Source organism: Paenibacillus sp. FSL R7-269 (assembly GCF_000517865.1).
In the GTDB taxonomy this organism is placed as follows: Bacteria; Bacillota; Bacilli; order Paenibacillales; family Paenibacillaceae; genus Paenibacillus_AQ.
Genome location: NZ_ASPS01000110.1, coordinates 19,196 through 34,084, shown reverse-complemented (window position 1 = coordinate 34,084; position 14,889 = coordinate 19,196). Strand labels below are relative to the sequence as shown.

Genomic DNA, 14,889 nt, shown 5'->3' with positions numbered 1-14,889 from the left:
CTTATACTCGAATTAGCTATTCACAGCGGCAAGAATGCTCTGAAGTGTCTCTTCAGTGAACAGCCCATTACTCATCATGGCCGCGTTATGCAACGAAGTGTTCAGAATTAATTCGTCCATTCCTTCTCCCAAACCACTATCCTTAACATCATGTTGTCCCATTGCTTCCATAATAGCAGCGCCACGGGGATGCTGAAGCAGGTCCGCAAAGGTAGAATGCCTTGTGATGGTTTGGAGCAGAACAGTACTTGATTCCACCACTACCGTGTCTTTTAGTTCGATATTTCTGGAAGAGCTGCCGATGAGAATTTCGAATTCCCCCGTCTCAACAATCCAATCTTGACGCTTGGCATCGTAATACGCAAAGGATCGTTTATCCAGCTCAAATTGAACGGTTGTCTCTTCTCCTGGTTGAAGCGCAACCTTGGCATAGCCTTTTAACTCCTTGCTTGGGCGGGGGAGTGTTGATTCAATATCACTTACATATAACTGAACGACCTCTTTTCCAGCCATACGTCCTATGTTCCTGATTTTAGCTGTAACGGACAAACGGTCTGTGTCCTGAATCGTATGATGACTGAGCTTAAGATCTGTATACTCATATTGCGTATAGCTTAAGCCGAAACCGAAGGGAAATAGCGGTTCAACTTCTCTAGTGTCGTAGTGGCGGTAGCCCACGAATATGCCTTCTCTGTATTCCGCTGTCTCCCCATCCCCCGGGAAGTTTAAGTAGGACGGGTTGTGAATTAGCTTTTTAGGGAAGGTCTCAGCGAGTTTGCCGCTCGGATTGACAAGCCCATAGAGCAGATCAGCTACGGCTCCCCCGGAAGCCTGTCCGCCTAAATACGCCTCCAGCACAGCTTTAACGTTATCCAGCCAAGGCATTTCAAGCGGTCCTCCGTTGCTGAGTACAACTACAACATTGGCTTGTTCCGCAGCGACGGCTTCAATCATCCTCCGATGGTTATCCGGCAACTGAAGATGCTTTCGGTCAAACCCTTCCGATTCATAACGTTCAGGCAGACCGGCAACAATAACGGCAACTTGCGACTGTCTTGCAGCTTCAACCGCCTCCTGAATCAGTTCTTCGTCGATCGTATCGGTATCCAGCGGATAGCCGGCCGCATACCTTATACGGTCATCCGCTCCGGCAATCTTAACCATTTCTTCATATATCGTATCGAGCTTAGTAGGAAGAATGTGGGAGCTGCCCCCGCCCTGATAACGCGCCTTCCGGGCAAAAGCACCGATTACCGCAACTGAATCCTTAATTCCGATAGGAAGGATAGCCTCTTCGTTCTTGAGCAGAACCATACATTCTCCGGCAATTTCACGGGCTTTAAGATGTTGAACCTCAGGATCAACGGTAATATTCTCTTTCCGGCTTTCGACAGCTTTGAAGACAAGTGTTAAAATTCTGTCTACAGTCTGATCAAGCACAGCTTCACTCAGTCTGCCGGATTGGACAGCTTCAATAATCTTCTTGCTGCCGACTCCGTTACTGGATGGCATTTCAAGATCCATACCGGCAGCAACGCCCAGGTCCCGCTCGTTGACGGCTCCCCAGTCCGAGATCACTGCACCCTCAAAGCCCCATTCTTCGCGGAGGATGTCTGTTAATAGACGGGTGTTCTCTGAACAATACTCCCCGTTCACTTTGTTGTACGCAGCCATGACCGTCCAGGGCTGTCCTTGTTTAATGGCATATTCAAAGCTGGCAAGATAGATTTCCCGCAAGGTTCGCTCGTCCACCTGGGCGTCGACTGACATTCTTTTATATTCCTGATTGTTTACGGCAAAATGCTTAATGGAGGTGCCGACGCCCTGGCTCTGTACACCTTGTATATAACTCGCTGCCAGTGTTCCTGATAAATACGGGTCCTCTGATAAATATTCAAAGTTCCGGCCGCATAATGGGGAGCGCTTGATGTTCACTCCTGGTCCAAGAACAATCGATACATCCGCAGCTGACGCTTCCAGTCCAATCATGGAGCCCATTTGCTCTGCGAGCCCGGTATTCCAAGAGGAGGCAAGACCGCTTCCGGTGGGATAGCAGGTGGCAGGAACACTTTGGTTCACGCCAAGGTGATCTGCCTCCCCTTCTTGCTTCCGAAGTCCATGGGGGCCGTCTGTCATCATAATTGAAGGTATTCCAAGACGCTCGATGGGTATGGTATTCCAGAAATCTTGTCCAGAGCAGATTGCTGCTTTTTCTTCCAAGGTCATTTGGCTAATAATTTCTTTGATATTACGCTCCACGTGCTCTCCTCCAATGATAATCAAATATAATGAGATCGCTTACTTTATTAGAATAAGGCAATTTCACCAAACAATATGGTAATTTGGTATCTTTTTTGGGAGCATAGTGTGGTGTTATTGCTTAGATCATTCTCGCCACTTCATGCGCTTCACTGACGGCGTTTAAGGCTCTGCGGGCACGCAAGGCATCACCGATCACATGGACAGGGATATCATGCTCGTTGCAAAAATGCTGGAGCCCCTCATAATTCCGTGACTTCGCCCCGATGGCAACAACAACAGAATCACATGGATACGATGAAACTTCACCGTTGCTCTCAATGACGACTCCATCCTCATTAATTTCAAGGCACTTGGTGTTGGTCATAATCTGGACCCCGGATTCATACAGGCTTTCCATGACACAGATCGAGCGTAGTTCGCCCAAGTCTTTTGCCACTTTATCCAGCATCTCAACTACAGTGATCTTAGAAGCCTTACCATGCAGGTATTCGGCAACCTCAAGACCAACGAGTCCCCCGCCGACAATAACGACTTCCCCGGACACCTCTGCTTCTCCTGACAATACATCATGCGAGTTCGTAACCTTGGTCAACTGGCTTCCGGGAATTCTCAGCTCCATGGGAGCTGCGCCTATAGCCACAATCACTTCGTCCGGCTCAAGTTCTTCCAGGAGCGATGCCGTAACCGGGCTATCGAGTCTGACCTCAATGCCCTCCCTGATTACCTGTTCTCCCCGGGATAGAGCGGCTGCTTTCATCTCTTCTTTTCTTGGCGCTTCCCCAGCCAGGGCAAACTGGCCGCCCAGCGCTCCTGCCGCCTCGCATACAATCGGCTGATGTCCTCTGCGCTTCAGCACCATGGCCGCTTCCAAACCGGCGATTCCGCCACCGGCAACTACAACCTTCTTGGGATGATCTGTCATCATCAGCTTGTATTCCGCTTCTCTGCCCAAAGCCGGGTTCCTTAAGCATGTGATGAACGGCACTTCACTTGAAACAAATCCGTCATAACAGCCCTGATTGCAAGCGACACACTCTACAATATCGTTGCTGTTGCCGGACTCTGCCTTCAGGCAGAATTCAGGGTCAGCAAGCTGGGCACGTCCGATCACCACCATATCTGCTTTGCCGTCCGCGAGGATGTCCTCTGCCTGGTCAGGGGCATTAATACGTCCTACCGCAACAGTCAGCATCCCTGTTTCCCGGCGGATTCTGGCTGCATTATCGACATTGAACCCTCTTGGCAGGTCGATAGGAGGAACCTCATATTTGATTGCCGCAGAAGAGAAATTACCTCTGGAGACGTCAAGCGCATCCACGCCGGCAGCTTGTGCCATTTTACAGAATGCGATAACATCCTCTATACTCAGTCCGCCCTCCAGATAATCATCGTGAGCATCAATACGCATAAACAACGGCATATCTGCCGGAATGTTACCGCGAATCGAAGTAATACATTCAATCAGGAATCTGGCTCTGTTCTCCAGGCTTCCCCCGTATTCATCGGTTCTCCGGTTAAAGAAGGGGCTCAGGAAAGAATGCGGAGTATAGTTATGGCCTGCATGAAATTCAATGGCGTCGAAGCCGGCTTCGACTGCCCGCCGTGCCCCTTCTCCGAAGGACTTAGCCGCAGCCTGTAAAGTCTCAATATCTGCTCCCGGTATGGTGTATTCTGTACCAGGCACAGGCACGGGACTTGGAATAATGATTATTTGCTCACTATCACTAGCAACGGCCAATCCACCCAGCCATAACTGAATTCCTGCCTTGCCGCCTGCATCATGGATGGCCTCTGTAAGCTGCTGTAGACCAGGGATATATTTATCATCAGAGATGGCCAGGAACTTCTTAGGCGCAGCTGGCCCATATACCGAACATACCTCAGTGAAATTTAAACCGCAGCCTCCTTCTGCTCTGGCTACATGGTAATCGATAAGCTGCTGAGTAACAAAGCGTTCCTCACTAGGCATTTTGGTGCCCATGGCCGGAAAGATAATACGGTTCTTCAACTCTAACCCTCTGATTTGAATAGGACTGAACAAAGCAGGATAAGCCATAATACATTCTCCTTCACATTATTTTTCAAGGCGCGAAACTTTGTTATATATTTCACATAATCAGTTCGACCTGATTACTGACACCTCAAATATACCTGAGCGAATGAGTTATGACAATATGTTTAAAACAAAATGTTTGAATTTTCTGCGGCGTTGTTCATACGATCTGCTAATCGGAAAATAACGAATCAATCAACAGGTTAAGGTATTCTATACGCGCTTCTTTGTCAGTCAGGAATAATCCATCTGTTTCCGTAATCCCTTCGTATTCCGTAGGATAATTAATAGATGAAGTGAAAATCAAATACTTGAACCTGAAGTTATCATCATCTTCTGGTATTAGCTTACGTAAACACGCTTTGAGCAGGCTGCCAATCTCCTCTGACAGATCAATAACGCGTCTTGATGTTTTATCATCATCTGAACACTCTAAGGAATGGGTGTAGATTACCCGGTTACCGGGAAAACGCAGCGAATATTCCATAATCTCGTTTGCTGCCAGCAGCAGCTTCTCTTTTGGACTGCAGGCTTCATCTCGTAAGATTGACAATACCGTAAGGATATTTTGAATATAGAATTCCTTAACCAGGTTGAGCATTTCGTCTTTACTTCGGAAATAATAATTGATGGCACTCACATTAACATCCGCTTCTTTGGCAATGGTGCGGATCGCGATATTACAGCTTTTGTTCTTCCCCATCAGATACAGCGCGCGGTCCAGGATACGTTCTTCAATATTTTTCAGCTCTCTCATATGATCCCCTCCATTACTTCTCTCTTAGCCATTATACTTTCACGGCTATCTGGCAGCAATTACGGCTTGTCGTTGAAATACAAAAGAAACCCAGAGTCTTTAAAAGACCTGGGTTTCTCCACGCTGCAGAAATTCATCAATCATCGTCTTGTATTTATCAAGACTGTACACGTTATACATCCGGGAAGTAAGCGCGCGGGTGTTTCCGAAGAAAAAGCGCTCAAACTGTCTTTGCCTGCCGCCGAAGGGGCCGATAGCCAGTTCCCAGCTTAGCCGGAAGAGCGAAATCCGGTCACAGGCTGATGAATCCTGTCCTTTAAGATAGAGACGGATAAAGCCGCCGGCATCAGATCCCAGGTCTGTCTCGGAAGGAAGCATCACCAGATTACTGGAGCTGATGTCCTGGAGCATACCCAGCATCTCCTGATAAAAAGAGGAATACTGCATCGTAGCCGCAATCAGCGGCTTGTGGGCCGGCACATAATAACCCTTGGCATCCGGTTCTGCCATCATTTCGGAAGCCAGGCGAAGAGCTTTTAAATTCTCAAGCATGGTCAAAATCCGGGATATCCGCTCCATCGTTACCGCTTCGAGAGCGATATTCTGTTCATCTGACAATTTAGAGATCAGGCCGAGCAGAAATTCCGTCTTGGCAATGTAGCGTGTAAGCACCTGATGGCCGGCATGGCTGTGAAAATTCCCTTCGCTGAACAGCCGCTCTCCAATCTCTTGATTCCCTAAGTAAAAGATACGGTTGCGTGGGATGAAGACGTGATCGAAGATCACCATGGCGTCCATTTCTTCAAATCTGCTGCTCAGCGGATGATCATATTGAGATGAGCCTGAGTAACTCTCACGGCAAATGAAGGTCATCCCTTCCAGATCATTGGGAACGGCAAAAGCAAAGGCATATGGATTATCCTGTTCCATCATGGAAGGGAGAGGTGAAGGGATCACCAGTATTTCATCACAGGTTGCTGCCTGCGTAGCCATCATAAAAGCACCGTTTACCACAATTCCGTTCTCCTTGCGCTCGACAACTTTAGCTGTAATGGAATCCTCCACCTCGTCCACCACTTCGGACAACCGGCTGGCAAACGGCTGAATGAATGCGTGGGATAAGGTAATGTCCTGGCTGCGGCAGTACTCATAGTACTTTTTAAGATTATCTTCATATTCCGGATTGTATTCTTGTAACAGATGCGCAGCGGTATATAAAGACATCAGCGTCGTGTTCATATAATCGGGTGATCTCCCTAAAAACCCGTGGTGCTTCCCAGCCCACAATTCCATCATGATCCTCCGGCGGACCAGGTCTTCCTTGCTTCTCGGGGCCAGGAAGGAAAGTCCGTAGCGCTCCCCATCCGTCCCGCTTTGAAAGGTCATTTGTTCGATGGTTTTCTGCTGATGCTGCATATCATACATTTCAGCTTGGGTCTTCATTAATCCGTTGAAGGCGGGATGGCTGGATAAAGGCCTTTGGATGGTTTTACCCTGGTACCATATTTTGATCTGCTGGCGGTCGATACGCTCGATATATTCCTTGCCGCTCTTAACTGCCATGGCCCACCACCCCAATCATGAACATTCAACGGTTTAGCCAAATTGACTAATACAGTTTCTGTAAAATATGTGGTGGTGTTAAAAGCAGTACATTGTCCTTGTTCAAACATTTACTTTTCTTCATCTATTTCAACGACTTGAGTAAGTTCTTTAGCGGACAATACTCAGACAGCCGCAGGGTAGCGGAGAGTATTGGTTGTTGCACATTTTGCAGGATTTCTCTATGACTGTTGCTCGCTGCGGTACAATGTTGCATTATTTGCACAAATTCCGGTGTAGAGAGCCAGTTAGCGCTGGATTTGTTGCATTTCGTGCAGGATTTCAGCATAGGCCGCTTGTAGTGGGCGGGATTGTTGCATTTCGTGCATGATTTTTTTAAAAAAGTTAGTGGCTGTTGAGCATGGGGACCCAATTAAAAAGACTCTATCACTTGACGATAGAGTCTTTCTTTAATATTCATTTCAGACAAATCAGTGGCCCATGCCGTGGCTATTGGTTGTCACTTTTGTGGTCTGAAGTGCAGTGATTTCCTCGGCGCTTGCGGCAGTCAAAATGGTTAATGAGCTAATCAGCAATACGGTTGTCAATAACAAAAGCTTCTTTTTCATAATTTTCATCATTGAACTCCCCTTCTAGAATATTTCGCATTATTGCATGATACTCTTGTAGCTGTGAAATATTGGCCTCAGCTCTAACAAGTTCATAAAAAGCAATAGCTTTTCTAAAGCCTGCTCTATCAAATAGTCTACCACTTAATACGATATTTTCCAGAGTTAGGGTTATTGCAATAGCTGACTTCTTCCGTTTAAACCAATAAATAGATAATAGATGAATATATTCTATGTAGTACCTAACATCTACAGCAGGTGAAGTATCATCAGGTTTCTCAACGTCACTCTGCAGTTCTTCCAATGCCCAGTCCACCTGGTAGTTGTATCTTAAAGCGGAGTCCAAGATATTTAGCAACCCAGCGGTCAATTCTTCCCTCGCACCCAGCTTTAAAAATTTCACGTATTCAGGCAATACCTCCTTCTTTCCCTCAAGTAAGTCAAGAACGAAGGCGTTTGCTCTAGCGGTATTTTTATAATATTCAATTTCTTCCAATGACTCTTCGTCAAAAAGCTGAACCCAGCTCAAATCTGAATACTTTTCTATACACTGTCGAGCACTTTTGTAATCGCCAAGTTTTTGAAGAGCAATGCCCTTCGCACAAAGACTAAACCCAAAGTAATAGACTATAGAACGCTTTAACCTCTGGGCCTCAAATCCTTTGGGGGCTGTAGCATGTATTACTGCGATCATTTCAATAAGCATGTCAGATATATCTATCATTGCTGTAAAATTGTCTAAGGTGAATGAAGCTTTTAGCATAGCTATTAAAGAGTCAGCATCCATACCGTCAAGTTCCAACAACTCCTATTTCACTCCTTACAAACCATTTTATAGAAATAATAAGTCTTTTCCATCCTTTGGTCAATTAATTTGTTGGCTCTTAAATTGCCATTCCCTCTTCTCAACCGAAAAAAACCTGCAATTTGCGCAGGTTTCAGAGAGTTCTATTATACAGACTGATGCATGGCGAAGTGTAAGGCCTGTTTTAAGATTGTTTGAAAGATTAAAAAGTGCCCGTTATTGGAGTGAAACCCAGATAAGGATTTTAAATCTTCCATTTTCCATTATGCGATATTATTGCGTGGAAACCTCAAACTTCGTGCCAGCATCTCCGGCGAAAACAATCGTTCCTCCCGCAGGCAGCGTGGTCTGATCCTTGCCGCCGATGACACTGAAGTAGAGGCATGTCCCCTTGTCATCATAAACGGCGAAGGAACCATTCGAGGATACGCTCACCTTAAGCATTTTGCCCTCGTCTTTGTCGCTTATCGTATACCACCTGGCGTATCCGCTAGGCGGAATCGTAACAGTTGACTTCTTAGCATAGTTTAATGGCTTCAAGTTGTCCTCGTTCACTAAGACGAATCCACCATGATTCAAGTACTCAACGCCGTCTTGTGTAAAAAATGTAAGATTTGAGAGATCCCGTCCGTTCGATCCCGGAATTTGCAATTCGGAGACAGCCGTATTCGGGCCGGTTATTCGCTTATCCAATACGTACCCCGGCAATTGGTTAGACAGGTTCAATTGGGTGGGCGGGAACATCAAATAACCGAGCGATGTATACTTCTCATTCAGTAAATAATATTTCTTGCCGTCGCGCTGCATCCATGCGTCCCGGGTCTGCGCCGGAAGATCTCGGGGCTTGAGCTTCTCAGCGTTGTACATGGATATAGCTACCTGCCCAAGACCCGGCACCGAAGCGTATTGTCGAATCCATTCGTAAGTGCGTCCATTCTCCTCCGTCACAAAGCTGATCATCTCTTTTCCATCCGAACTATGGAACATGCCGTCCGCCGAATATTTGAGCATCCGGTTCGGATTAGCCGATGGCTGCTCCGAAGTGATGGACATGACACCGCCTGTGGATATTTTGATGTTCATTGTTGTACCAGTCGCGCCGTAGATTCCCGCATATTGCAACATGGACTCCGGCATATCAGCCTTTACCCGCACACCGTAAGATTTCTCTGGCTTGAATTCCGTAAGGGTCCCGTTCTCCTTCAGCGCCTGAAGCAAGATTTCGCTGGCCAGAAGCTGGTCGTATGTACTGCTTCCGCCGGAAGAGACGACAGCTGCCGCCATGTCCTGTTCGGGAAGCACAACGAGCGATGTGTGATAGAGAACCGTGTCCCCGCCTTTGGTCAGTGCCTTCATTCCGTATTCTCCGAAGGGATAGAGATCGACGCTGTCCCAGCCGAGACCGTATCCGATGGAGTTGTCCGCATCGTCAGGCCAGAGTGGCGTCTTGTACTCGTCTTGCGCTGCGGCCTCAGCCGATTTACCAGACAAGACCTCTTCCTTTTCCCCTGTGAAAACTTGTGAGAAACGAACCAAATCTTCCGCGGTGGAATAAATGCCTCCGGTTCCGATCACGTTGACCGTCTCGTTAGGAAGTTGTCCTGTATAGGTAGGATAATAGAGCCCCGCCATCTTCGCTTCGTCCGGAGAATCGAGCGGCGTCTTCGTATTAACCATACCTAGAGGTTCCGTAATATATCGACGGATATAAGAGGTGAAGTCCATGCCGCTGACGCGCTCGACCACAATCTGGGCAAGTGAAAAGCCGTCATTGCAGTACACTGAATAAGCACCCGGATCAGCCTTTAAGGTCTCACCGGCTAGTTGTTCCAGCAGTGTGTCGTAGGCGTGAGTATCTTTATCATTGAATAAAAAGGCGTTAGTATACGAGGAACCCTGTAAACCGGAGGAATGATTCAGCAACATACGCGGTGTAATCTGATTGTAACGTTCATCCTTCATCGTAAACTCGGGGACATACTGGACGACCGGTGTGTCGAGACCGATATTCCCTTGCTCGACCAGTTGCATAACGGCAACCGTGGTAAACATTTTACTGGTTGAGCCGATTCCGTACATCGTGTCTTTCGTGAGCGGCCTCTGTCCCTCCTCATCATTCTTGCCGGCTTGGCCGGATACGGTGATGCGGCCATGATCGATAAGGGCGTATTGCACGCTGTTCGTGTCGTACGTATTTGTGAGGAGAGTTGCTTTCTCCTGTGCAGCTTTCAGGGTGAGTTCCACAGGTGGCTTGTCGTTGCAGGCGGTTAACAGCAGAAGCAGACACAACAATAGCATAGCTACATTTATCCAACGGTTTCTTAGCATTTGAACTTTCCCTTCACGATAATTCTTCATTTATTGAATAAAGGAAAAACTAGTATAGTTTCGATTATCGGAACAGCTATAATCGCGGCGGCTATGATCTTACTGCGCGGATTGGCCATATTGATCGCCCAGCCGAAACCGTGATTGTTAGGAATCATCAACGCCGGATCTTCAGGATTCACGTAAAAGAGGCCGAGCCACTTCCAGTGTCTTTCCTCCAACGATGGAACATCTCTTAGCTGATCCATACCCTTGATCCGTATGTAAAGTATTACGCCGATTAGTGCCACGAAAAGCAATGTGCAGAGCGCCATGCCGGAGAGAAAAAGCAGATTGCCCCTCCAGCCGTACAACGCTATGGCTTGCGCTACTCCATAGAATACAACCATTAGAAGTGAGGCTCCCCAAGCTAAGAGTGAATGGATTTTCTTGAGCTTCAACTGTTTTTGCAGCGAACCTTCCCGGTCTTGGGGATCCAGCGATGTTCTGGCACGGCTGATCAGTAGATTGCAGCAGACGAACACGGTGATATTCAGCGCTTGCACACTGTTCAGCATGAACACGGTCCACACGGATTTGTTGAAGTGGAAATTTCCGAGAATCAACAATTGCGGAATCGTATCCCATCTTGCAATAGCAAAGAAGATGCATAGCGCCATAACGGCAGCATTTGCCGAATACCACCAAGTGCGTAGCACCGGACTATGCATCCGGCTGAGTTTGAGACTTGCAGTGCGCTTCGTTTCCACGTCAACCTGCCAACCTCTGGCAGTCTTCAAGCGTAGCACGGACATCCGGCTGAGCCAAACTGCGAAGGATGAAGCAAACATTAAAAGCAAGATGGATGTTGTCAAAATCAGGAGACCCCGGGCCGGTTGATGGCGCAGCCATAACAAGCAAGCCCACCCGATGACGACCGCAAAACCACTGGTAAGCAAAGCGTAATTCCGGCGAATGGCACGGATGGATGGGTCATTCAGTACCTCTTCCGGCAGAGCAATGCCGAACAGAAAGGTCCTTAATCCGCGATAGGCCTGTAAGCTGAGCATCATAGTAATCATCAAATAACTGCCGAAAATAATAACCATCGGTTCTTGTGTCAATGTTGTTCCCCTCCGCGAATCCTGATTATATCCTGGTACACCGATCTGCTCTCTTGTGCGAATACCTCTTCCGCCATGCCCCGTACCGCAGCTGCAGCAGCAAGAGACCGCAGCTGCCGCCGGAGCTTCTCCGCGAACACCTCTGTCACACCAGGCATCCCGCCCGGCTGAACAATAACGCCCGTCTTCCTGTTCACTTGAAGCAAGCCCTCCTGCTTGAGCAAATTGTAGGCTTTATTGACGGTATGGAGATTGATCCCGAGGTCCTCGGCCAGGCTCCGAATCGACGGAAGCGAATCGCCGGGCTTCAGCTCGCCAGAGGCGATCCCTTCAACGATTTGGTCAACCAGTTGTGTATAGATGGGGGTTTCCGATTGCAGATCAAGCTCTATGAACACGAATAACCCTCCTTCTTTATATGTTATATTACATATATAACAAATATAATAATACTAATCAAGTTAAAGATGAAGATAATTCCATATTTTCTAGTATGGGTCCCTTTCTGGGTAGAAGGGATTGCGTATACACGCCAAAAAACAGCATCCTCTGTAACTGCAGAATGCTGTTCTTCAAGTGTTATATAATAAACTACAGTTCCTTCGTCATAAATCTGCTATTCGGGTCCGGGATATAATCTGCAAACGGCTCACAATACGTGAAGCCGAAATCTTCATACAGCTTGCGGGCGGGGATGAATGAATCCATGGAGCCAGTCTCGAGGCTGATCCGTTTGTATCCGCGTCTTACGGCTACTTCAATAATATGAGCAAGAATAGTTCTGGCTACACCTTTGCGCAAATGCTTCCTAGCGGTCCGCATGGATTTGAGCTCAGCATGCTCTTTGTTTAGTTCCTTGATCGCCCCGCAGCCCAGAAGCTCTTCATCCTCCCAAGCGCACCAGAAGGTAATTTCCGGCTGCTTCAACCCGTCCAGATTAAGGGCATGTATACTCTCTGGCGGAGAGTCCTCTGCCATTCCTTGCAGATGTTCTGCAATTAATCCAATCACTTGTGCCCTGCTCAAATCATCTACAAGAATCTTCACTGCAACCACTCCTAAGTTAATGTTAAGTATGAATTATACCTGTTATCCTACTGTATATCATATTACACCCATGGCAGGTTTTCTGACAAATCTATTATAATAACTGCAAATGAGGATGATTTAAGTACCACTCTACGCATTCTTTTGGCATACCAATGTTGACGATCCTCATTATCGTGCAAACTAGGTGGACACCAAAAAAGCCGCTACATTTAGCGGCTTTGATTGTAGTTTGTTTTTGACAACCTCAGCTATTGTTCCGCGTTCTGGAAATGACTGTTGATTACTCCTTTAATCCTTCTGACTCCCGCAGCAGAAGATTGTTCTTTTGTAATACGGAACGTTCCTAAGTTTGTGGTATCTTCTACATGAGGTCCTCCGCATACTTCCCGGCTCCACACGTTGCCTTCGTTATCCTGGATGGTATACACCTTAACGATATCCGGGTATTTGTCCCAAAAGTTACCCTCCACATTACTTTTTTTCGCTTCAAGCTTAGGCAGCTCTGAAATAGAGGTAACTGCTTTGGAGGCAATCGCATCATTCACATACTTTTCTACCTCAGCTATTTGCTCCGGTGTAAGTTTGTCATCATGGTTGAAGTCAAACCGTAATCGTTCGGAAGTAATATTACTTCCTTGTTGGTGGACATGATCACCTAGCACTTCCCTTAAACCAGCAAGCAACAAATGAGATACCGTGTGCAGCGCGGTTGTTTCTGCGGAATGTTCAGCCAACCCACCTTTAAATTTACCTGCAGAAGCCGTTCTGCTCATTTCAGCATGTTTCTTTGCCGCCTCTGTATAAGACGCCTTGTCCTCCATGCTATATCCACTTTCAGTTAGGAACTCTTCCGTCAACTCCAAGGGAAATCCATAAGTTTCATAAAAATAAAAAGCATCTGCACCCGATACTTTCCCCTTATTCTTCAGATGTTTCTGTATTTCAAATTCTCCCTGCTGTAACGTTCTATAGAAAAGATTCTCTTCCTTATTTACTATTTCGATGACTTTCCTTTTATTGCGGATTAAATCTTCATAAGCTGTAGCTTCATCTATATAAACTTCAGACAACTGCCCCACAAAGCTTCCTTGTATCCCTATTTTTTTACCTGCACGAATTGCCCTTCTTAATAGCCTTCTTGTTATATATCCTGCATCACTATTAGCTGGCTCCGCACCGTCATTAATGAGAAAAGTAGCTGCTCTCACATGATCCAGTATGATTCTAAAGGACTTTAAGTCGTCCGTATAGGATTTACCGCTTAGCTCCATCAATTTGTTCTTGGGGTTATGGAAGAAAGCCGTATTATAAATATCCTTATCACCATTAAGAGCTGTTGCCACCCTTTCTAACCCGCCTCCATAATCCAGATTAGGCTTCTGCATTTTTACAAATCCTGTGTCTCCTTTGGTATAACACATAAATACGTTGTTCCCAATTTCCAGGAATCTGTCGCTTTCAGAAGCAGGATGGTCCAGTGAATCACCGCCCGGTTCAAGATCATAGAACATTTCACTATCAGGCCCACCCGGTTCACCAACCGGCATATGGAGCGGACTTCCGGCCCGGCTCCACCAGTTTTCTTGTTCATCGTATAAGAATATTTTCCCGCCTCTAGATGCCCCGTATTGCCAGGGATCATCTTCAATGATAGGGTCTATCCCGACGGATCTGAATTTTGCTGACCAGAGCTCAATGGCTTCCGTATCTTTAGGTATATTCAGTTCATCACTTCCTGCGAAAGCACTGATATACAGCCTGCCCGGATCCATTCCTAATTCAATGATCTGCCAATGCCAAATAGCGTCGATTTGCTTCTGTCTATAGTTATGTTCGTTGGCTTTGAACTCCCACCGGCCTATCATTTCGAAAAATGTCAGATGCGACGTATCCCCTACTTCCTCAATATCCACTGTCCTTAAGCACTTCTGAATATTAGCAATCTCATTACCTGTCGGATGCTTTTCTCCCAATAAATAGGGAACCATAGGTTGCATGCCACTTCCTGTAAACAACGTTGAGGGATCATTTTCTGGTAACAAGCTGGCAGAAGGCACTTGGCTAGCCCCAATTCCTTTCATAAAATCTACATACGATTGTCTCAACTCATCTGGTGTCATTCTAATACCTCCATCCAATATTATTTATGCTTAAAACAAAAAAGCCCTAAGCTGACATGTTTCTTGTCAACTTAGGGCGAACGATTATGTCCGTGTTACCACCTAACTTCAGATTGCTCTGCGCTCTATCAGTACGGGATTTCTCCGATACTGTTTCCTGAATAACGGTGGAACTCCGTTGAAGCCTACTAAGATTCCTCTGTTCGGTCCACAGCTCCGAGACTGCTTCACTATTAGATC

General features: G+C 46.7%; 10 protein-coding genes and 1 other annotated feature (1 of these 11 running past the window's edge). All 10 genes read right to left on the bottom strand.

All coding sequences use genetic code 11. From position 1 onward, the window contains the following. Positions 1–12 precede the first annotated feature (12 nt). The 10 genes from C162_RS30950 to C162_RS30905 all read right to left on the bottom strand — a co-directional run bounded on the left by C162_RS30950 (position 13) and on the right by C162_RS30905 (position 14,649). The gene (locus C162_RS30950; RefSeq protein ID WP_036701430.1) at positions 13–2,259 is read right to left on the bottom strand and encodes a glycoside hydrolase family 3 C-terminal domain-containing protein; all 2,247 of its coding nucleotides are present in this window, start codon (positions 2,257–2,259) and stop codon (positions 13–15) included. Positions 2,260–2,380: 121 nt separating this feature from the next. Continuing rightward, the gene (gene baiCD / locus C162_RS30945) at positions 2,381–4,318 is read right to left on the bottom strand and encodes a bile acid Fe-S flavoenzyme BaiCD (protein WP_036701429.1); all 1,938 of its coding nucleotides are present in this window, start codon (positions 4,316–4,318) and stop codon (positions 2,381–2,383) included. A 169-nt stretch (positions 4,319–4,487) separates the two neighbouring features. Then, positions 4,488–5,072, bottom strand: coding sequence for a TetR/AcrR family transcriptional regulator (locus C162_RS30940; protein ID WP_036701428.1), 585 nt, complete (start codon positions 5,070–5,072; stop codon positions 4,488–4,490). 99 nt (positions 5,073–5,171) lie between these two features. After that, entirely contained in the window at positions 5,172–6,635 is a 1,464-nt protein-coding gene (locus C162_RS30935; RefSeq protein ID WP_036701427.1) for a 4-hydroxyphenylacetate 3-hydroxylase family protein, read from the bottom strand. Positions 6,636–7,199: 564 nt separating this feature from the next. Then, positions 7,200–8,048 (bottom strand): hypothetical protein, encoded by an 849-nt coding sequence (locus tag C162_RS30930; protein WP_036701424.1) that lies wholly within the window; start codon positions 8,046–8,048, stop codon positions 7,200–7,202. A gap of 273 nt (positions 8,049–8,321) precedes the next feature. Beyond that, positions 8,322–10,376 carry a serine hydrolase domain-containing protein gene (locus tag C162_RS30925; protein WP_036701423.1) on the bottom strand — a complete coding sequence of 685 codons (2,055 nt, stop codon included), beginning with the start codon at positions 10,374–10,376 and terminating at the stop codon, positions 8,322–8,324. A gap of 26 nt (positions 10,377–10,402) precedes the next feature. Next, on the bottom strand, positions 10,403–11,479 hold the full coding sequence (locus C162_RS30920) for a DUF5808 domain-containing protein (protein ID WP_036701421.1): 1,077 nt from the start codon (positions 11,477–11,479) through the stop codon (positions 10,403–10,405). Beyond that, a complete protein-coding gene (locus C162_RS30915; RefSeq protein WP_036701419.1) occupies positions 11,476–11,877 on the bottom strand; it encodes a GntR family transcriptional regulator in 402 nt (133 codons plus the stop codon). The genes C162_RS30920 and C162_RS30915 overlap by 4 nt, the downstream gene beginning before the upstream one ends. A gap of 193 nt (positions 11,878–12,070) precedes the next feature. After that, entirely contained in the window at positions 12,071–12,526 is a 456-nt protein-coding gene (locus C162_RS30910; RefSeq protein ID WP_036701417.1) for a GNAT family N-acetyltransferase, read from the bottom strand. 251 nt (positions 12,527–12,777) lie between these two features. After that, positions 12,778–14,649 carry an alanine--tRNA ligase gene (locus C162_RS30905; protein WP_036701414.1) on the bottom strand — a complete coding sequence of 624 codons (1,872 nt, stop codon included), beginning with the start codon at positions 14,647–14,649 and terminating at the stop codon, positions 12,778–12,780. 69 nt (positions 14,650–14,718) lie between these two features. Further along, positions 14,719–14,889 (bottom strand) — a binding site (T-box leader); it runs 73 nt beyond the window's last position.

Coding starts and splice junctions, on each gene's coding strand:
- C162_RS30905 (WP_036701414.1), bottom strand. CDS start 14,649: ATGACACCAGATGAGTTGAGACAATCGTATGTAGATTTTATGAAAGGA.
- C162_RS30935 (WP_036701427.1), bottom strand. CDS start 6,635: ATGGCAGTTAAGAGCGGCAAGGAATATATCGAGCGTATCGACCGCCAG.
- C162_RS30940 (WP_036701428.1), bottom strand. CDS start 5,072: ATGAGAGAGCTGAAAAATATTGAAGAACGTATCCTGGACCGCGCGCTG.
- C162_RS30925 (WP_036701423.1), bottom strand. CDS start 10,376: ATGCTAAGAAACCGTTGGATAAATGTAGCTATGCTATTGTTGTGTCTG.
- baiCD (WP_036701429.1), bottom strand. CDS start 4,318: ATGGCTTATCCTGCTTTGTTCAGTCCTATTCAAATCAGAGGGTTAGAG.